Here is an 18,286-nt window from a genome sequence, read left to right on the forward strand (position 1 = left end):
TGGGCGACATTGCCAGGGAGGCGATTATTCGAGCGGCTCCTTCAGCGGGCGGCTGATCTCCAGCAGGTTGCCGTCGGGATCGCGCAGGTAGAGCGACTCGATGAGTCCGTTGGCGCCCTGGCGGGTGACCGGGCCAAGCTCCACGTCGACCTCCAGCGCCGCCAGGTGCCGCTGGACCTCGTCCAAGGGCAACAGGCTACGCAGGCACAGATCGAGACTGCCCGGCGTCGGAGTAGCGGCGCGCGGCTCGATATCGGTGGCCGTCCAGTGCAGGCGCAGGGCGATGTCGCCGAGCATCAGGTCGACTCGCTCGCGATCGCGATAGCGCACCTCGAGCCCGAGCACACGGGAATAGAAGTCCACGGCACGGGAAATGTCGGTCACGGTGATGACCAGGTGGTCCAGACCTGACAGCATTGCCGGCCTCCTCGTTGTAATGCGGTTTCTGTAAGCTATGGTTCGCCAGGCCCAAAAGGATACGACGATGCCGACCTGCCCGCTATGCACATCCGTGGATTCGCGACGTTTTCATCGCGACGCGAGGCGCGATTACTACCGCTGTGGCAACTGCGGGCTGGCGTTCGTGCCGCCGGAGCAGCGCCTTTCGCCCGAGCAGGAGAAAGCGGTCTACGATCAGCACGAGAACCACCCAGACGACCCCGGCTATCGTCGCTTCCTGGCGCGGCTGCTCGAGCCCCTGCGCAGCCGCTTGGCACCGGGCGCCCGCGGGCTCGACTTCGGTGCCGGCCCCGGTCCGACGCTGTCGCTGATGTTCGAAGAGGCGGGCCACCCGATGGCGATCTACGACCCCTTCTACGCGCCGCAACCCGCCGTGCTCGAGCGTCGCTACGACTTCATTACCGCCACCGAGGTGGTGGAACATCTATTCGAGCCCGGGCGTGAACTCGAGCGTCTGGTGGCCATGCTGCCTGAAGGGGGCTGGCTCGGGTTGATGACCAAGCGCGTGATCGACGAGACGGCCTTCGCCAGCTGGCACTACATTCTCGATCCTACCCACGTGTGCTTCTTCAGCGAGGCGAGCTTCGAATGGCTGGCGCAGCGGCTCGGCATGCGCGTCGAGTTTCCCGCCGCGGATGTAGCGCTCCTTCAGAAGCGTAGAGCCTGAGAGTTTTTGGCAGGCTTTGCTGTTTTTGGCGGCTGCTATGGCGTTTTTTTCTGATTCGTTACAGCGGCCCGGAATAAGCATTTGACACCGGCGCTGTCGGGCGTATGATTCGCGCCGCCCCGATCGCGCATGGGAGCTTTTTTTCTCTGCCGCGCTGAGGCTGTGGGCAGCGTTCCATGCCATTTTCTGTCATCTTTCTTCCTTTGTTCATCTGCTGTCGAGAGGCGCGTGCATGTCTCGCCAACTGCTGGCCATGGCCCTGGCTCCCTTGCTGGGTCTTTTCATTCTGGGCATCGGTAACGGCTTCCTGGCCACCCTGATTACCCTGCGCCTGGATGCGGCCGGTGAGTCACCGGTGGTGATCGGTTGGGTCTCGTCCGCCTATTTCATCGGCCTGGCACTGGGCGCGATGTTCAACGACCGGCTGTTGCTGCGCATCGGCCACATTCGTGCCTACGGCAGCTTCGCCTCGCTGGTGGCGGTCACGGTGCTGCTGCAGGCGCTGATCTTCGACCCCTGGGCCTGGTTCGGCTTACGCATGATCGGCGGCTGGGCCACCGTGGGGGTCTATCTGGTCATCGAAAGCTGGCTGCTCACCTCCGGCGACCAGAAGGTGCGCGGCAGGCTGCTCGCTCTCTACATGATCTCGCTGTATGCCGCCGGTGTCCTCGGCCAACTGCTTCTCGGTGTTACCGATGCCATGGGCGAGGCCGCGCCGTTCATGGTGATCGGCATGCTGGCATCGCTGTCGGTGTTGCCGATGGCAATGATCCCCCGGGTGTCGCCGTTGATCGATCATGCCGAGCCGCTGTCGCCGATGCGCCTGATCACGCTCACTCCCACCGGGGTGATGGGCAGTTTCGGCTCGGGCCTGGCGGTGGCCGCCGTCTACACGCTGCTGCCGCTCTACCTCCAGCGCATCGGTCTTACGGTGGCGCAAGTCGGTCAAATGATGGCGGTGGTGGTGCTCGGTGCCATGCTGCTGCAGTATCCCATCGGGCGCTGGTCCGACCGCCACGATCGCCAGATCGTGCTGATCATGATCGGGGCCTTCTGTAGCCTGATCTCCGCCGGCATGCTGCTGCTGCCGCTGAACACCTGGGTGCTAGCCGCGCTGCTGTTCCTGCTAGGTGGCGGTGTCTTTGCGCTTTATCCGGTGGCGGTCAGCCATGCTGCCGACCGTGCCCCTGCCGGTGCCCTGGTGCGCATGAGTCAGGGGCTGCTGTTGATCAATGCCATTGGTTCGACGGTGAGCCCGCCGCTGATCTCGCCGGCCATGGCGTGGATTGGCGACGCCGGGTTGTTCTGGGCCTTCGGTGGACTGGGTCTGTTCCTGGTGGGCTTCTTCGCCTGGCGGCGCAGCGTGCGTCCGGCACCGGTGCCGGTGGCGCCCTTCGCGCCCAGCACGCCGATGTCATCGGCGGGTGCCGAGCTTACCGTGACCGAGGAACTGGTCCAGGGCGCCATCGAGCACGAGCACATGGAGGATCTCTCCGATCTGGTGCCCGATGTGGAAGTGGCCGAACCCGTAGTCGGTCCGCCGCCGCCTGATGAGCCGCATATCGTCTTCTACCATGGGGAAGACGAGGAAGAGCCTCGGCCCGAGCAGGAAGAGGAGCCGGCGCCGCTCGCCGACGACTCCCGCCGCTGATGGGGTTTCTCCCAGGCTGATTGCACGCTGATGGCGTCTCTCGCAAGCGCCGATGTTCTGCATCGGGCGCTTTGCGTTGTGGTGCGACCTAGGGATAATGGTTAACGAAAAATAGTGAATCTACTATCGTCGTTATCATTTTCCTGAGGTAGTGCCATGTTTCCTTTTGCCGCCCCCGTTCGTGATCTTCGCTTCGTGCTCGAGGAGCTGCTCGAGTATCGCTCGCTCGCGCTACCTGGCTTCGACGAGGCCAGCCCCGACCTCGTCGAGGCGGTGCTGGAGGAAGCCGCCAAGCTGGCCGGAGAGGTGTGGGCGCCGCTCAACGCCAGCGGCGATCGTCAGGGCTGCGTACGCCGAGAAGACGGTGGCGTGACCCTGCCGGACGGTTTTGCCGAGGCCTATCAGGCCTATGTCGAAGGCGGCTGGAACGGCATCGGGGTGTCCCAAGTATTGGGCGGGCAGGGGCTTCCCGAAGTGGTGGCGAGCAGCGTGCAGGAGATGCTGCACGGCGCCAACATGGCGCTGGGGCTGTGCCCGATGCTCACCGCCGGGGCCATCGAGGCGCTGGCGCACCACGGCAGCGATGCGCTCAAGGAAATCTACCTGCCCAGGCTGGTCGAAGGCAGCTGGACCGGCACCATGAACCTCACCGAGCCCCAGGCCGGCTCCGATCTCTCCAAGGTGCGTACCCGCGCCGTTCCCGAAGGTGGCCACTACCGCCTGTTTGGCCAGAAGATCTTCATCACCTGGGGCGAGCACGACGCCAGCGAGAACATCATCCACCTGGTACTGGCGCGCAAGCCCGATGCTCCCGAGGGCAACAAGGGGATCTCGCTGTTCCTGGTGCCGAAGTTCCTCGTCAACGAGGATGGCTCGCTGGGCGAGCGCAACGACGTTACCTGCGCCTCCATCGAGCACAAGCTGGGCATCCACGGCTCACCCACCTGCACCCTCAGCTTCGGCGAGGGCGACGGCGCCATCGGCTACCTGGTGGGCGTGGAGGGGCGCGGCCTCAATCACATGTTCACCATGATGAACGAGGCCCGCCACAAGGTCGGCGTGCAGGGCATCGGCGTGGCCGAACGCGCCTGCCAGCACGCTTTCACCTACGCCCTCGACCGCGTGCAAGGCAAGGCGCGTGGCAGCGAGGCCACCATCAGCGAGCACCTCGACGTACGCCGCATGCTGCTTTCAATGCGCGCTCGTACCGACGCGTTGCGGGCGCTGGCGCTTTACTGTGCGGCCCAGCTCGACGTGGCCCGCCATGCGACCGATGCCGCCGAGCGCGAGGCTGCCCAGGCGCGGGTCGACGTGCTGATCCCGGTGGTCAAGGCGTTCTCCACCGACCAGGCCGTGGACATCGCTTCGCTGGGCGTGCAGGTGCACGGTGGTATGGGCTATATCGAAGAGACCGGCGCTGCCCAACTGCTGCGCGATGCCCGTATCGCGCCGATCTACGAAGGTACCAACGGTATCCAGGCCCTCGACCTGGCCGGCCGCAAGCTCTCCCGTGACGGCGGGGCAGCGCTGAGCGGGCTGGTCGACGAGGTCGAGGCCACCGTCAGCGAACTGCGCGAGAGCGGCGAGCTGGCTGCATTGGGCGACAGCCTGGCTGCTGGTGCCGCCGACCTGCGCGCCGCAATAGCCATCGTCCTGGAACAGGGCGGTAATTCCGAGCGGGGTGCGGAAGCCATCCAGGCCTACGCCACGCCCTTCCTCAGCCTGGCCGGCCATGTGCTGTGCGCCTGGCAGATGGGGCGTGCCGCGCTCAAGGCCAGCGTCGCCTTGGCGGGTGGTAGCGATGATCCGTTCTACCCAGCCAAGCTGGCGGCTGCCGATTTCGCTCTGCGCCAGTGGTTGCCGGTGGGCCGCGCCAATCGCAGCGTGATCGAGGCCGGGATGGCCAGTCTGGCCGCCTTCAACGTCACTTCCTGAAGCAAAGACAGCGACCGGCCGACTCACCGGCCGCTGTCACCTGGAATTAGCACACAATAACGACACCACACTCGGAGCCCACCATGAACGACAGCATCTTCGAACAGGACCTGCCCAAGACGCAGGCCAACTTCGTCCCGCTATCGCCGCTCACTTTCATCGAGCGTAGCGCGTCTATCTATCCCGACTACCCGGCGGTGGTCCACGGCGACATCCGCCGCAGCTGGAGCGAGACCTGGACGCGCTGTCGCCGGCTCGCCTCGGCGCTCGAGAAGCGCGGCATCAAGCACGGCGAGACGGTGGCCGCGATGTTGCCCAATGTACCGGCCATGTTCGAGGCGCATTTCGGCGTGCCGCTGGCCGGCTGCGTACTCAACACGCTCAACATCCGTCTCGATGCCGAGGCCATCGCCTACATGCTCGAGCACGGCGAAGCCCAGGCCGTGCTGGTCGACCCGGAATTCGCCGGGGTGATCGAGGATGCCGTTTCGCGGCTGGCGATCAAGCCGCTGGTGATCGACGTCGACGACGTGCTGTACGAGGGCGAGAAGCGCCGGATCGGTGAACTGGAGTACGAAGCCCTGCTGGCCGAGGGCGATCCGGACTACGCCTATCAGCTCCCCGAAGATGAATGGCAGGCGATCTCGCTCAATTACACCTCGGGCACGACCGGCAAGCCCAAGGGGGTGGTCTACCATCACCGTGGCGCCTACCTCAACGCGGTGAGCAACATCCTCGAGTGGGCCATGCCGCACCATCCGGTCTATCTCTGGACCCTGCCGATGTTTCACTGCAACGGCTGGTGCTTCCCCTGGACCATCGCCGCCAACGCCGGCACCAGCGTGTGCCTGCGCAAGGTCGACCCCAAGCGGATCATGGACCTGATCGCCGATGAAAAGGTGACCCACTTCAGTGGTGCGCCCATCGTGCTCAACGGTCTGGTCAACCTGCCGCCGGAGCAGAAGCGCGAGTTCGATCACCCGGTGAAGGTCACCACCGCCGGCGCCGCGCCACCGGCCTCGGTGATCGCCGGGGTCGAGAAACTCGGCATCGAGGTGACTCATGTCTACGGTCTCACCGAGGTCTACGGGCCGGTGACCGTATGCGCCTGGCGCGAGGCGTGGGACGAGCTGCCGCTGGAGCAGCGGGCCAGGATCAAGGCACGCCAGGGCGTGCGCTACCACATGCTCGAAGCGCTTTGCGTGGCCGATCCCAATACCCTCGAGCCGGTGCCCAAGGATGGCGAGACCATCGGCGAGATTCTCATGCGCGGCAACAACGTGATGAAGGGCTATCTCAAGAACGAGGCGGCCACCGAGCAGGCGCTGGAGGGCGGCTGGTACCACACCGGCGACCTCGCCGTATGGCACCCGGACGGCTACATCGAGATCAAGGACCGCTCCAAGGACATCATCATCTCAGGCGGCGAGAACATCTCTACCATCGAGGTGGAGGATGCCATCTACTCGCACCCGGCGGTGGAGGAGGCCGCGGTGGTGGCCAAGCCTGACGAGAAGTGGGGCGAAACGCCCTGCGCCTTCGTCAAGCTCAAGGTGGGCTACGGCGAGGTCTCCGAAGCCGACATCATCGAGCACTGCCGCCAGCACCTGGCACGCTTCAAGGTGCCCAAGACGGTGATCTTCACTGAGTTGCCCAAGACCTCCACCGGCAAGATCCAGAAATTCGTCCTGCGCGAAGAAGCGCGCAAGCATTGAAGGGGAGCAACACCATGACACAACAGGCTATCGGCGTGGTCGGTGCCGGCACCATGGGGCAGGGCATCGCCCAGGTCCTGGTCGCGAGCGGTTTCCCCGTGCAGCTCTACGACGTGGCCGACGATCAGCTCGGCCGCGCCCAGGCCGCCATCGACAAGGGGCTGAGCAAGCTCGTGGCCAAGGAGAAGCTCGGCGAGGCCCAGAAGGGCGAGGCCATGGCGCGCCTGGAGCTGACCACCTCGCTGGAGGCATTGCGCGGCTGCGAGGTGATCGTCGAGGCTGCCCCCGAGCAGCCGGCACTGAAGGAGAAGCTGTTCCGTGACCTGAGTCGCCTGACTCACGATGCGATACTCGCCTCCAATACCTCGTCGCTGTCGCTGACCCGGCTCGCTGCGGTGTGCGAGCGCCCGGAGCGCGTCGTCGGCATGCACTTCTTCAACCCGGTGCCGGTGTTGAAGCTGGTCGAGGTGATCCGCGCCGAGCAGACCAGTGACGCCACCGTGGTGCGCATCGAGGAGCTGGCCAGGGCGCTGGGCAAGACCCCGGTGGCCATCGCCGATTCGCCCGGCTTCGCCGTCAACCGCCTGCTGGTGCCGATGATCAACGAGGCCGCCTTCCTGCTGCAGGAGGGAGCGGCCAGCGCCGAGGACATCGACCAGTCGATGCAGCTCGGTGCCGCCCATCCCATGGGGCCGCTGGCGCTTGCCGACCTGATCGGCCTGGACGTCTGCCTGGCGATCATGGAAGTGCTGCAGGAGGGCTTCGGCGACCCGAAATATCGCCCTTGTCCGCTTCTCCGGCGCATGGTGGCAGCCGGCTATCTGGGGCGGAAAGCAGGACGCGGCTTCCACGTCTACCAGTAAGCGACGATTCACTACTGCGCTCGACCAAGTAAGGATTGCCGACCAACCAAGCGTTCGCTAGGGTTGGTCGGTATCGTCCAGACAACAAGCAAGGAGCCCCACATGAGCGAGAAGCTGATCGAGGTGGTCGACAACGCCGGCGTCGTGCGCCTGACCATCAACCGCCCCAAGGCGCTGAACGCCCTCAACAGTGCCGTACTCACCGAGCTGGAAGCGGTGCTCACCGAGCTCGAACAGCGCAACGACCTGCGCGCGGTAATGATCACCGGGGCGGGCGAGAAATCCTTCGTCGCCGGCGCCGACATCACCGAGATGCGCGAGAAGACGCCGGAAGAGGCCCGCGCCTTCGCCAGCCAGGCCCTGCGCACCATCAAGCGACTGGAAACCCTCCCGGTGCCGGTGGTCGCCCTGGTCAACGGGTTTTGTCTTGGCGGCGGCTGCGAACTGGCGCTGGCCTGCGACTGGGCCGTCGCCAGCGACAACGCCATCTTCGGCCAGCCCGAGGTCCTGCTCGGGGTGATTCCCGGCTTCGGCGGCACCCAGCGCCTGCCGCGCCGGGTCGGACCGGCCATGGCGATCGACCTGGTTACCACCGGGCGCAAGATCGATGCCCACGAGGCCCTGCGTATTGGCCTGGTCAACCGCGTGATGCCTCAGGCCGAACTCGAGGCCTACGCCGATGAGTTGGTCAAGCAGCTTTCCGGCAATGGCCCGCTGGCGGTACGTGCCGCCAAGCAGGCCGTGCACGACGGGATGGATCAGGACCTCGACAGTGCCCTGGCGCTGGAGACTGCTCTGTTCGCGTTCTGCTTCGCCGGCGAGGAGCAGACGGAGGGCATGGGCGCCTTCGTCGAGAAGCGCAAGCCGAACTTCTGAGGATGCTCGAGCAGTTCTAACAAGGACGGCGGCGAGATATCTCGCCGCCGTCCTTGGTTTGCAGAGCGCCTCTCTCAGGTATGGTGATGCGTGCAGCTAACCCGTGGATTGAACGACTCGAGGTGAACGTTGCCGTCATCATTGAACCAGACATGCTGATCGTAGTGCGGCTCGAAGCCGTGGGCTTCGTCGATCGGCGTGGCGGGGTCGTCGGCCATGGCGTCCCATGTGCGGCCGGCAAAAACGGGGGGCTCGCTGTTGCCGGCGGCGTACCAGGCCTTCTGGAAGACCAAGTTCTCGACTCCCACTAGCTTCATTGTCCCGTCTTCCTGTGGCTCATAGAGCAGGATGGCCGGCTCATGGAAGTCGATATGCAGGCCGTTGCCATCGACACGAGGTTCGATTGCCGTAATGCCGAGCAGGTCGGGGCGCATGTAATGCAAGCCCATGCCTCCCAGTTCGGCGGCCAGCCCTTCTGTTGCCGCGCTTACGCACCTGCCGGAAGGGTCCTGCACGTAGCCCTCCGCCAAGGCGACATTTATGTCCTCGAAGCGTTGTGTGGCCACGCGTATTGCGCCGACCAATGCTGCCCTGTCGATTTGATCGATCGGCTCTGCTGCTGATACTGCTGATCCTTGGGTTAGTGCTGCAATCGTCACGGCCACGCTTCCTCCAAGTACCAGGCTTGGAAGAATGGCGCTCTTGTATCTTGTTATCATCGCCCTTGTCCTCACATGAACGACCGCGCCAAGGGTGCGGTTCGCTATGGGAGCATAGCAAGAGCGTCGGCCCCGAAGAGGTTGATTTCACTCTGCGAAGCGCGGCTCAGGCCGGTCTCATGCTACCTCGCGCCGCCGCCAGCGCAGCATTCCGGTGGCGATGGCTGTACCCGCCAGGGTGATGGCCATGCCCACCATGACCTGCAGGCTGAGCCGCTCGCCCAGCAGCAGGTAGCCCCATAGCAGGGCGCTGACCGGCACCAGGAAAGTCACCGTGGAGGTGGCGGTGGCGCCGGCGCTCGAGATCAGGCCGAAGTAGAGCAGGAAGGCCAGCGTGGTGCTGAAGATGGCCAGCCCCAGGCCATTGGCCCAGGCCAGGTCGCTGATCGGTTCGCTGGGCCACAGCCACAGGCCGGGGATCAGCAGGATCAGCGCCGACATGGCGGTGCTGCCCGCCGCCAGTACCCGCACCGGCAGGTGCGACAGATAGGTCTTGGAGTAGTTGGTCGCCACGCCGTAGCAGAAGGTGGCACCCACGGCGGCCAGGATGAACCAGCCGTCGCCACCCAGGGCGAAGTCCAGCCGGTTGGCCGAGAGCACGTAGACCCCGAAGAAGGCCAGCGCCAGGCCGAGATACTGCTGGCGCTGTACCGGCGTGGTGAAGAACAGTGCCCCGAGTAGCGCAGTAAAGATGGGCGTGGTGGCATTGATCAACGATGTGAAGCCCGCCTCGAGTCGCACCGTGGCCAGCGCCAGCAGGCTGAAGGGCAGTACGTGATTGGCCAGCCCCAGCAGCAGCAGGCCGCCCTTGTTCTCCCACACCAGCTTGAGGTAGCGCAGGCTGAGCAGCAGGGGAAGCAGCAGCAGCGCGCCGATGCCCATGCGTACCAGGATCAGCGGCACCGGGCCGAACTCGGGCACCGCTACGCGCATGAAGATGAACGACATGCCCCATAGCGTCGAGAGCAGGATCAGGCGAAGGGAATCGGCCGGTGACATGCGACATCCTTGGCAGACGGTGGGCTAAGCAAAGGAAGCCTAAACCATGTCGCGGCTCTATGAACAGGCTGTTTTCCATCAAGATTATTGATGGCATATATCAGCAGGTGCGTTGCTCAGGACCGCCTCCCACGACGACCCAGCCCTCGCCATCCACGCTAACCGGCACCGAGTCTAGCGCGCAGCCGAGGCCCAGGCCGCCGGTACCCTCGCCGCTGCGGGCCGAGAAGGTGGCGTCGTGATTGGTGCAGCGAAGCTGCTCTCCATCCTGGCTGAGCACCCTCTTGCCGCGCTGGTCGAGGGGTAGATACTGGTGGGGGCAGGCATTGACGTAGCCGAGCAGTGCATCGTCAAGGCGAACCAACAGCAGCGGGAAGCTGCCTTTCTCCCCCGTCAGGGTCAGGCTGTGCGTGCCGCCGTGGGAAACCTCCTCGAGCCTTACCAGGCGCGTGCCAAGCACCGGTGCGCTACGATACTGCTGCCATGCCTGAGTCATGCCGATTTTCCTGTCTGACTGCGGACTGCCATTGTCGCCAAACACGGTCCGCCTGTCAGCGTTGAGCGGGATTGTGGTGTTGAGTGCCGGCTCGGCTGCATGCGCCTTGACGGCGATTTAAATGGACGTACTACAGAGGAGCTGAGCGTGAAGATTGCCGAACTCAATGTCTATCCGGTCAAGTCGCTGAGTGGGATTTCGCTGGAACGAGCGACCCTGGGCGTGCATGGCCTGGCCTACGATCGTCACTGGATGGTGGTCGATCAGGTGGGGCGCTTCGTCACCCAGCGGCAGATACCGGGCATGGCACGGATCACGGTCCGACTCGAGGACGACTGGCTGGTGCTCGAGCATCCCGAGGCGCAGCCGTTGGCGATCGCTTTGGCGCGCCACGACGGACCCCGGCTGACCGCCTATGTGTGGGACGATGCCTGCCAGGCCCTGGATGAAGGTGAGGAGGCAAGCCGTTGGCTCACCGCCGTGCTGGGCGATTTGCGCGGCAGCGCGCTGCGCCTGGTGCGCTTCGATGACGACCATCAACGCCCCGTCGCGGCCCGCTACCTTCAAGGCGAGGCGGCGCATACCGCATTTGCCGATGGTTTTCCCTACCTGATAGCCTCGCGAGCCTCTCTCGATGCCCTCAATCACGAATTGCAGCAGAAGGGACTCGTGCCTCTGCCCATGAACCGCTTCCGGCCCAATATCGTTGTCGAGGGTGCTTCCGCATTTGCCGAAGATGGCTGGCGCGAAGTCACCGCCTCGGAGGGCCACTATCGCTTCGGTTTGCGCAAGCCTTGCCAGCGCTGCAAGATCACTACCATCGACCAGGCCAACGGCATTATCGATGTCCCCGGTGAGCCGCTCCAGACCCTGATCCAGATGAAGACCCAGCCGTTGCGGCCCGGGGCGTACTTCGGCCAGAACGCCACGCTGCTGGACGGAGCGGAACAGCGCCTTGCCGTGGGGGATTGGCTCGAAGCGATCCCGACATCACTGGTCGCTGAGTGTTAAAACTTGTAGAGGTTATTTTTCCACCGCTTTCATCTCTCTCCTCCTGAACTAACGTAATAACCATAATTGCATTGGTTCAGGAGGAAGCATGCAGACACACCAAGAATCGCCAGGAAGGCCAAACGTGGCGGGTTTTTTCGATCCCCGCACCTTCAGCGTCCAGTACGTGGTAACCGACACGGCGACAGGACGCTGCGCCATCATTGACCCGGTACTCGACTTCGAAGAGAAATCGGGCGCGACTGCCACCAGAAATGCCGATGCCCTGTTGAGCTACGTGGAAGAGCATGGGCTCGAGGTGGAATGGATACTCGATACCCATCCGCATGCCGATCATTTCTCGGCAGCACAGTATCTCAAGGCCAAAACCGGGGCGCCGACAGCGATCGGCTCATATGTCACGAAGGTTCAGGCGCTATGGAGCGAGCTCTACCACTGGCCGGGTTTTCCTGCCGATGGGAGGCAGTGGGACCGGCTATTTACGGAAGGCGATACCTTCCGTATTGGCGAACTGGAAGGACGTGTCATGTATTCGCCGGGCCACACCATGGCGTCGGTCACCTACGTCATCGGCGATACCGCCTTCATACACGATACGCTCTTCCAACCTGACTCGGGCACGGCCCGGGCCGACTTTCCGGGGGGCAACGCCCGCAAGCTCTGGCAGTCCATCCAGGAAATCTTCGCCCTGCCGGACGATACGCGGCTGTTCACTGGCCACGACTACATGCCGGACGGGCGCGAGCCGGAGTGGGAAAGCACGGTGCGTGAACAGAAGGCATCGAATACCCACGTGGCCGAGGGGCAAACCGAGGAGGCTTTCGTCTCGCTGCGCAATGAGCGCGATGCCCAACTACCCATGCCGAAGCTGATCCTGCAATCGCTGCAGGTAAACATCTTGGGTGGTCGCCTCCCCGAACCCGAGGCCAATGGCCGTCGCTATCTCAAGATACCCCTCGATGCGCTCCCGGGAGCCGCCTGGGAGTAGTCGTACGCTACACTGGCACAGGAGGCTAGTTTTATGGACATCAAGCCATTGGATGAGCGACTCAGCGTGATGGCTCAGCCAACCGAGGAGGATCTCGAGAGGCTTGCCGAGCGGGGCTACAGAACCGTCATCTCCAACCGACCACGGGGCGAAGATGACGCCCAGCCAGATCCACAGGGGCTCAGGACCAAAGCGGAGGCGCTTGGCATGAGCTGGAAGGAGGTACCCGTCAAGCCTCGCGAGTATTCGCAGCAGGACATTGATTCCTTTACCCGTGCGCTTGACGATGCTCCGTCCCCGATAGTGGGCTTCTGCCGTACGGGTATGCGTGTGGCCCATTTGTGGGCACTGTCCAAGGCGCCTCACTGGTCGCTTTCGGAATTGCATGCTTCAGCCGAAGCGGCAGGCTACGACCTGAGCCCCTTGCGCGAAGATTTGGCGCGGCGGCAAGCATAACGGCAAGGATAGGAAAGGAATCGAGGAAGACGTAAAAGGAGGAATTAGCATGTTGCCTACGACTACTTCACGCGTGGAGCAGAATACCGCAGCAGAAGCGAATGAGCGCATTCGGCTCCGCATGGAAGACAGCATCTATTATTTCGCCGAGCATCCTCACGAGATAGGCAGCCGGCTACGTGAACTAGATGCCGAGTGGGACATCGAACGTACCCTCGAGGCCAATGCCGCAACGCTGGGGCTGGCGGGAGTAGCGATGGGAGCCTTCGTCGACAAGCGCTGGCTGTTGTTTCCGGCGGCCATCTCGGGCTTTCTTCTGCAGCATGCCCTGCAGGGGTGGTGCCCGCCCATCGTGCTGTTTCGCAAGCAGGGGGTGCGCACCTCGACCGAGATCGATCGGGAACGTTATGCGCTCAAGGCGTTGCGCGGCGATTTCGTCCTGACGGATGAAACCGAAGGGCTCAGCCACGACGAGAAAGTACAGCGTGTGTTGGCGACGCTCCATTGAGCGAACACAAGTGGACAAAAAAGAAGCCCGCCGGAAGGCGGGCAGAAGCAAGGGACTCACGACTGCTGTGCAAGAACCGGCGTGAGTACGTTCAAGGTAGCGCTATTTCAGCGGTGAGAATGTCATCCATTTTCCTTCTGTTTTGTAGGAAATTGACTACATGGCTTGTAAGCCGGTGGCCCAGGGGCTACCGCCGCCAGCTAGCTGGATGCCTCGACTGGCTACGCTACGCTTTTCACTATGCCCAATGGCAAAGGGAGTGCCACGATGAGCATCACGCTCAAACGAGCCTATGAAGCGCCTTCCTCCCGTGATGGCTATCGTGTGCTTGTCGATCGCCTCTGGCCCCGGGGTGTCTCGAAGGAAGGTGCCAGGATCGATGCCTGGCCGAAGGAGGCGGCGCCAAGCGATGAACTGCGCAAGGCATATCACGATGGCAAGCTCGGCTGGGGAGAGTTTCGCCGCCGCTATCTGGCGGAACTCAAGTCGCAGCGTGACACTCTGCGCGAGCTGGCGGAGCGTGCACGGAAGGGCAACATGACCCTGGTGTTCAGCTCGAAGGACGAGCGGCACAACAACGCCGTGGTGCTCAAGCAGTACCTGCATATGCTGCGACGCTAGACAGCGTACCGAAGCGTTGTGATTTTTACGGCTTTTTTAGGCTGGGCTGTGCTTTCATACCGTGGCGTTCGGTAGAGAGATAACGGATCAGCCAATGCGTATCGCCGCTCAGGGTGCGAATGGATTAGGCTTACGGTTCAGGTATCAGTGGCGCAACTGGTCGCCGGTGCTGAAGGTGATATCCGTCCTGTGGGCAGTATTGGCCATCTTCATGGCCGTTCCTTGGATCGTCCTGGTCGTCGAACACGATCCCGATGCCCGTGCCTTCGGGTTGTCGATACTGCTGGTATTGTCAGCGGTCGCCTTGGTGTGGCTGTCCACGTTGCGGACGCGAATCGAACTCAAACCGTGGCAGATGTTCGTGCTGACCACCCTGAGCTGGGTCACCGTCAGCGGCTTTGCCAGCCTGCCGCTGGTGTTGGGGGCGCCGCAGTTATCACCGACTAACGCCGTGTTCGAGTCGGTTTCGGCGATCACTACGACCGGCTCCACCGTGCTGACGGAAATCGATGCGCTCTCCGACGGCCTTAAGCTGTGGCGGGGCATCATGCAGTGGCTGGGCGGTATTGGCATCATCGTCATGGGCATCGCCATTCTGCCCTTCCTCAAGGTCGGCGGGATGCGCCTGTTCCACACCGAGTCGTCCGATTGGTCAGACAAAGTCATGCCACGCACGGGAGGCATCGCCAAGGCGACCTTGGGCATCTATTGCGGCTTCACTCTGGTTGCCATGCTGGCCTATTGGCTGGGAGGCATGACGCTGCTGGATGCGGTGGTCCATGCCATGACGTCGCTTGCCACCGGCGGTTTCGCCAATACCGATGCCTCCTTCGGCGCCTATGCCGGCCAGCCTCACCTGCTGTGGTTGGGGTCGTTGTTCATGCTGCTTGGGGCGCTGCCCTTCGTACTCTATATCCGCGTGCTGCGCGGCGCGCGCATGGCGCTGTGGCGCGACCAGCAGGTACAGGGCCTGCTTTTGCTGCTGGCGCTGGTCATCCTGGTGCTCTCGCTGTGGCTGATGCGGCAGGGCACGCCGGCGTTCGAGGCGTTCACTCATGTCACCTTCAATGTCATCTCTGTGGTGACCACCACCGGCTACGCTTCCGACGACTACAGCCTATGGGGACCGTTAGCCTACGTGGCGTTTTTCTATCTGACCTTCGTCGGCGGCTGCAGTGGTTCTACCAGCGGAGGCATGAAGATCTTTCGCTTCCAGGTGGCCACCATTCTATTGCGCAACCAATTGCGCTTCCTGGTTCACTCGCAAGGGGTGTTCGCCTCGCGCTACAACGGCCAGCCGCTCACCGATGACATTACCCGCGGCGTGGTGGCGTTCTCGTTCTTCTTCTTCCTCACCATCGCCGGGCTGGCGCTGGGGCTGGCGCTGATGGGGCTGGATTTCACCACGGCGCTTTCGGGAGCGGCAACGGCGGTAGCCAATGTCGGTCCAGGGCTGGGTGACATTATCGGCCCTGCCGGCAACTTTGCCTCGTTACCTGATGCCGCCAAATGGTTGCTGTGCTTGGGTATGCTGCTTGGAAGACTGGAAATCCTTACGGTGTTGGTACTGCTGACGCCGATGTTCTGGCGCAAATAGACAGGAGTGGTGCCGGTGTCTCACCCTCTGCCGCAGGACGAGCTCCGCCTCGATCCGGTAGGCCCTCGGAGGCCGCAACTGCTGGTGGCCCTGGGCGGGCGTAGCGAAGAAGACACCGCTCTGGTAAGGGCGGCGCACCGTCATGCGCAGCGTGACGGCATTGGCTGGCGGGCCGTGCACGTTGACAACGGCCGCGGCGGGCCCAAACAGCGGCTGGCGCTGGACCAGGTGCTGGCGCTGGTGAGTCGGCTGGGCGGCGAAGTACGCATTCTGCAGGGGGCGGGACGCGCACGCGAACTGCACGACTATGCGGTGGAGCAGGGCGTTGCCACGTTGATGGTGGGACGCACGCGTCCATCAGGCTGGCGCATCTGGCGTCGCCCGCTGGTGGAGCGGTTGCTGCACTACGGAGGGGCCTATGACCTGGTCGTCGTTGCCGAGGCCCGCCAGCGGCGTCGCTTCCGCCCCGTTCGTCGGCGACAACCGCTGGGGTGGCGCGAAGGCTGGGTCGTGGCCGGTAGCTTTCTCGTTGCCGTGGCCGTGGCGTGGGCGCTAGAGTTGTGGCTGGAACTGGCCAACCTGTCGCTGATCTTCCTTGCCGCGGTGCTGGCCAGTGCCACCTTGGCGGGAACCCGCGCCGCCATGATCACCGCCGCCCTCGGGTTTCTTGCGTTCAACTTCCTGTTTACCCGGCCACGGTTCTCCCTGGCAATGGTCGAACGCGAACAACTGCTGACCGTGATCTTCTTCCTGCTGGTAGCGGTAGTGGTAGGGCAGCTCGCGGGCAGCGGCCGCCATCGCTTGATGGCGCTGCGCAGCAGTCGCGAGCAGAGCCACAGATTGCTGACCTTTTCCCGTGCACTATCGGTTGCCACCGACCGCGAGCAGGTGCGTGACGTCGGCATCACTACGCTTGAGCGCTGGCTGGGTGTACCGGTGGTGTTTCTCGACGAGAACGAAGAAGGCACCGGCCTGGCGGTGCGCAGTGCAGTACCGGCCAATGCCCGGCTTGGCACGCAGGAGGAGGCCTCCGCGATATGGAGCTGGCGGCAGCGCAAGCCGAGCGGCGCCGGCACGGCCACCCATAGCGCGCTGCGCTGGCGCTTCATTCCCCTGGTCGAACAGCAACGCGTGCTGGGCATCGTAGGGCTCGAGCTCGCCGTGCGCGAGCGCCCGCTCGGCCCCGACCAGGAGACGCTGGTCTCCACCTTGACGCGCCAGCTCGGCATGGCGCTGGAGCGCACGCGGCTGGTGGCCGAGCTGGGTGCCTCGCGGCTGTCGGAGGAGAACGAGCGGCTGCGCTCGGCGCTCCTGTCGTCGGTATCCCACGACTTGCGCACGCCGCTTGCCTCGATCATCGGTTCGGCCAGTTCGCTGAAAGAGCTCGAGCCGCAGCTCAGCCGTGACGACCGACGCGAGCTGCTCGACGGCATCCTGACCGAGAGCGAACGCCTCGACCGCTATATCCAGAACCTGCTCGACATGACCCGGCTGGGTCATGGCAGCCTCAAGCTCGAGCGTGACTGGGTCTCGTTCGACGACCTGGTGACCGCCGCACTGAAGCGGCTGGGCACCACGCTGGAAACGGTGAGCATCGAGCGCGAGGGGGCCGAAGGGCTGCCGCTGCTCTATGTCCATCCGGCACTGATCGAGCAAGCGCTGGTCAACGTCATCGACAACGCCGTGCGCTTCTCCCCGACGAACGGTCGAGTGACAATCCGCGCCGGGCTCGACGAGGCTCGTGAGTGGCTGGAGGTCCATATCACCGACGAAGGGCCGGGGATACCCCCGGCACAGCGCGGTGCTGTGTTCGACATGTTCTTCACCGGCGGGGAAGGCGATCGCGGACCCCACGGCAGCGGCCTGGGCCTGGCCATCTGCCGTGGCATGCTGGGCGCCCACGGGGGGAGCGTCGAAGCGCTGCCCGGTCCCGATGGCAGGGGCACGACCATTGTCATGCGTCTGCCGCTGGCAGCGCAGGAGGAGCGTAGCCGCGATGACGACTGAACGCAGCCGCATCCTCGTCATCGATGACGAACCACAGATTCGACGTTTCCTGCGTATCAGCCTGGTGTCGCAGAATTTCGCCGTGAGCGAGGCGGCCACGGGCAAGGAGGGGCTTTCGCTCGCCGTTTCCCAGGCGCCGGACCTGGTGCTGCTGGACCTGGGCCTGCCGGACATGGACGGCCAGCGCGTGCTCGACGAACTGCGCCGAGCGAGCCAGGTGCCCGTGATCGTGGTATCGGTGCGTGAGCAGGAGGCGGAGAAGGTGCGCGCGCTGGATTCCGGCGCCAATGACTATGTCACCAAGCCGTTCGGCATCCAGGAGCTGCTGGCGCGGATTCGCGCGCTGCTGCGACAGCAGGGCTCGGCAGGAAGCGGCCCGGGTACGCTACGCCTGCGGCGAGCGGGGCTCGAGATCGACCTCGCGGCGCGCAGCGTGATCCTCGCGGGTGACGTCGTGCATCTCACGCCCAAGGAGTACGCCGTTCTTGAGCGCCTGTGTCGTCATGCCGGGCGGGTCGTGACCCAGAGCCAGTTATTGCGCGAGGTCTGGGGGCCGACTCATGTCGATGATACGCATTACCTGCGTATCGTGGTGAGCAAGCTACGCCACAAGCTGGGCGACGATCCGCAAGGCCCCCGGCTGCTGCAGACCGAGGCGGGCGTCGGGTATCGATTGCTGGTCGATACGGCCGAGGCTGAATCGTGAGCCGGGCACCGG

At 64.0% G+C, this 18,286-nt stretch carries 18 protein-coding genes; 14 read left to right on the forward strand and 4 right to left on the reverse strand.

Annotated elements, in window-relative coordinates; genetic code table 11:
- Positions 1–24 precede the first annotated feature (24 nt).
- Positions 25–417: a VOC family protein gene (locus tag HNO53_RS06715; RefSeq protein ID WP_209477207.1), complete on the reverse strand. Its 393-nt coding sequence runs from the start codon at positions 415–417 to the stop codon at positions 25–27.
- A 67-nt stretch (positions 418–484) separates the two neighbouring features.
- On the opposite strand from HNO53_RS06715, the gene HNO53_RS06720 reads away from it, so the two are divergent.
- From HNO53_RS06720 to HNO53_RS06745, 6 genes are all read left to right on the forward strand, one after another.
- Positions 485–1,126: a class I SAM-dependent methyltransferase gene (locus tag HNO53_RS06720; RefSeq protein ID WP_209477208.1), complete on the forward strand. Its 642-nt coding sequence runs from the start codon at positions 485–487 to the stop codon at positions 1,124–1,126.
- 232 nt (positions 1,127–1,358) lie between these two features.
- A complete protein-coding gene (locus tag HNO53_RS06725) occupies positions 1,359–2,777 on the forward strand; it encodes an MFS transporter (RefSeq protein WP_209477210.1) in 1,419 nt (472 codons plus the stop codon).
- Between the two features lie 156 nt (positions 2,778–2,933).
- Complete coding sequence (locus HNO53_RS06730; protein WP_209477212.1) at positions 2,934–4,712, forward strand: acyl-CoA dehydrogenase; 1,779 nt, start codon at positions 2,934–2,936, stop codon at positions 4,710–4,712.
- Between the two features lie 83 nt (positions 4,713–4,795).
- A complete protein-coding gene (locus HNO53_RS06735; RefSeq protein ID WP_209477214.1) occupies positions 4,796–6,427 on the forward strand; it encodes an acyl-CoA synthetase in 1,632 nt (543 codons plus the stop codon).
- Positions 6,428–6,441: 14 nt separating this feature from the next.
- On the forward strand, positions 6,442–7,290 hold the full coding sequence (locus HNO53_RS06740; RefSeq protein ID WP_209477216.1) for a 3-hydroxybutyryl-CoA dehydrogenase: 849 nt from the start codon (positions 6,442–6,444) through the stop codon (positions 7,288–7,290).
- Between the two features lie 102 nt (positions 7,291–7,392).
- Entirely contained in the window at positions 7,393–8,166 is a 774-nt protein-coding gene (locus HNO53_RS06745) for an enoyl-CoA hydratase-related protein (protein WP_209477218.1), read from the forward strand.
- Positions 8,167–8,240: 74 nt separating this feature from the next.
- Here the strand turns inward: HNO53_RS06745 and HNO53_RS06750 are convergent, their stop codons facing one another.
- The 3 genes from HNO53_RS06750 to HNO53_RS06760 form a co-directional block, all read right to left on the reverse strand.
- Positions 8,241–8,831 carry a hypothetical protein gene (locus HNO53_RS06750; RefSeq protein ID WP_209477220.1) on the reverse strand — a complete coding sequence of 197 codons (591 nt, stop codon included), beginning with the start codon at positions 8,829–8,831 and terminating at the stop codon, positions 8,241–8,243.
- Between the two features lie 171 nt (positions 8,832–9,002).
- Positions 9,003–9,884 carry a DMT family transporter gene (locus HNO53_RS06755; RefSeq protein ID WP_209477222.1) on the reverse strand — a complete coding sequence of 294 codons (882 nt, stop codon included), beginning with the start codon at positions 9,882–9,884 and terminating at the stop codon, positions 9,003–9,005.
- A gap of 100 nt (positions 9,885–9,984) precedes the next feature.
- Positions 9,985–10,380 carry a Rieske (2Fe-2S) protein gene (locus HNO53_RS06760; protein ID WP_209477224.1) on the reverse strand — a complete coding sequence of 132 codons (396 nt, stop codon included), beginning with the start codon at positions 10,378–10,380 and terminating at the stop codon, positions 9,985–9,987.
- A gap of 147 nt (positions 10,381–10,527) precedes the next feature.
- Here HNO53_RS06760 and HNO53_RS06765 point away from each other — a divergent pair, with 147 nt between their 5' ends.
- The 8 genes from HNO53_RS06765 to HNO53_RS06805 all read left to right on the forward strand — a co-directional run bounded on the left by HNO53_RS06765 (position 10,528) and on the right by HNO53_RS06805 (position 18,274).
- Positions 10,528–11,391 (forward strand): MOSC domain-containing protein, encoded by an 864-nt coding sequence (locus HNO53_RS06765; RefSeq protein ID WP_242597566.1) that lies wholly within the window; start codon positions 10,528–10,530, stop codon positions 11,389–11,391.
- Between the two features lie 88 nt (positions 11,392–11,479).
- A complete protein-coding gene (locus HNO53_RS06770) occupies positions 11,480–12,379 on the forward strand; it encodes an MBL fold metallo-hydrolase (RefSeq protein WP_209477228.1) in 900 nt (299 codons plus the stop codon).
- A 33-nt stretch (positions 12,380–12,412) separates the two neighbouring features.
- A complete protein-coding gene (locus HNO53_RS06775; protein ID WP_209477230.1) occupies positions 12,413–12,835 on the forward strand; it encodes a protein tyrosine phosphatase family protein in 423 nt (140 codons plus the stop codon).
- Between the two features lie 49 nt (positions 12,836–12,884).
- A complete protein-coding gene (locus HNO53_RS06780) occupies positions 12,885–13,343 on the forward strand; it encodes a hypothetical protein (protein ID WP_209477232.1) in 459 nt (152 codons plus the stop codon).
- Between the two features lie 267 nt (positions 13,344–13,610).
- Positions 13,611–13,964 (forward strand): DUF488 domain-containing protein, encoded by a 354-nt coding sequence (locus HNO53_RS06785; RefSeq protein ID WP_209477234.1) that lies wholly within the window; start codon positions 13,611–13,613, stop codon positions 13,962–13,964.
- 94 nt (positions 13,965–14,058) lie between these two features.
- Positions 14,059–15,561: a Trk system potassium transporter TrkI gene (gene trkI, locus HNO53_RS06790; protein ID WP_209477236.1), complete on the forward strand. Its 1,503-nt coding sequence runs from the start codon at positions 14,059–14,061 to the stop codon at positions 15,559–15,561.
- 15 nt (positions 15,562–15,576) lie between these two features.
- Complete coding sequence (locus HNO53_RS21470; protein ID WP_242597567.1) at positions 15,577–17,568, forward strand: ATP-binding protein; 1,992 nt, start codon at positions 15,577–15,579, stop codon at positions 17,566–17,568.
- On the forward strand, positions 17,558–18,274 hold the full coding sequence (locus tag HNO53_RS06805; RefSeq protein ID WP_209477238.1) for a response regulator: 717 nt from the start codon (positions 17,558–17,560) through the stop codon (positions 18,272–18,274). The genes HNO53_RS21470 and HNO53_RS06805 overlap by 11 nt, the downstream gene beginning before the upstream one ends.
- Positions 18,275–18,286 lie beyond the last annotated feature (12 nt).

Source organism: Billgrantia antri (genome assembly GCF_017868935.1).
Taxonomy (GTDB): domain Bacteria; phylum Pseudomonadota; class Gammaproteobacteria; order Pseudomonadales; family Halomonadaceae; genus Halomonas; species Halomonas antri.

Coding starts and splice junctions, on each gene's coding strand:
- HNO53_RS06770 (WP_209477228.1), top strand. CDS start 11,480: ATGCAGACACACCAAGAATCGCCAGGAAGGCCAAACGTGGCGGGTTTT.
- HNO53_RS06720 (WP_209477208.1), top strand. CDS start 485: ATGCCGACCTGCCCGCTATGCACATCCGTGGATTCGCGACGTTTTCAT.
- HNO53_RS06735 (WP_209477214.1), top strand. CDS start 4,796: ATGAACGACAGCATCTTCGAACAGGACCTGCCCAAGACGCAGGCCAAC.
- HNO53_RS06730 (WP_209477212.1), top strand. CDS start 2,934: ATGTTTCCTTTTGCCGCCCCCGTTCGTGATCTTCGCTTCGTGCTCGAG.
- HNO53_RS06740 (WP_209477216.1), top strand. CDS start 6,442: ATGACACAACAGGCTATCGGCGTGGTCGGTGCCGGCACCATGGGGCAG.
- HNO53_RS06805 (WP_209477238.1), top strand. CDS start 17,558: ATGACGACTGAACGCAGCCGCATCCTCGTCATCGATGACGAACCACAG.
- HNO53_RS06715 (WP_209477207.1), bottom strand. CDS start 417: ATGCTGTCAGGTCTGGACCACCTGGTCATCACCGTGACCGACATTTCC.
- HNO53_RS06755 (WP_209477222.1), bottom strand. CDS start 9,884: ATGTCACCGGCCGATTCCCTTCGCCTGATCCTGCTCTCGACGCTATGG.
- trkI (WP_209477236.1), top strand. CDS start 14,059: ATGCGTATCGCCGCTCAGGGTGCGAATGGATTAGGCTTACGGTTCAGG.
- HNO53_RS06775 (WP_209477230.1), top strand. CDS start 12,413: ATGGACATCAAGCCATTGGATGAGCGACTCAGCGTGATGGCTCAGCCA.
- HNO53_RS06745 (WP_209477218.1), top strand. CDS start 7,393: ATGAGCGAGAAGCTGATCGAGGTGGTCGACAACGCCGGCGTCGTGCGC.
- HNO53_RS06785 (WP_209477234.1), top strand. CDS start 13,611: ATGAGCATCACGCTCAAACGAGCCTATGAAGCGCCTTCCTCCCGTGAT.
- HNO53_RS06725 (WP_209477210.1), top strand. CDS start 1,359: ATGTCTCGCCAACTGCTGGCCATGGCCCTGGCTCCCTTGCTGGGTCTT.
- HNO53_RS06760 (WP_209477224.1), bottom strand. CDS start 10,380: ATGACTCAGGCATGGCAGCAGTATCGTAGCGCACCGGTGCTTGGCACG.
- HNO53_RS06780 (WP_209477232.1), top strand. CDS start 12,885: ATGTTGCCTACGACTACTTCACGCGTGGAGCAGAATACCGCAGCAGAA.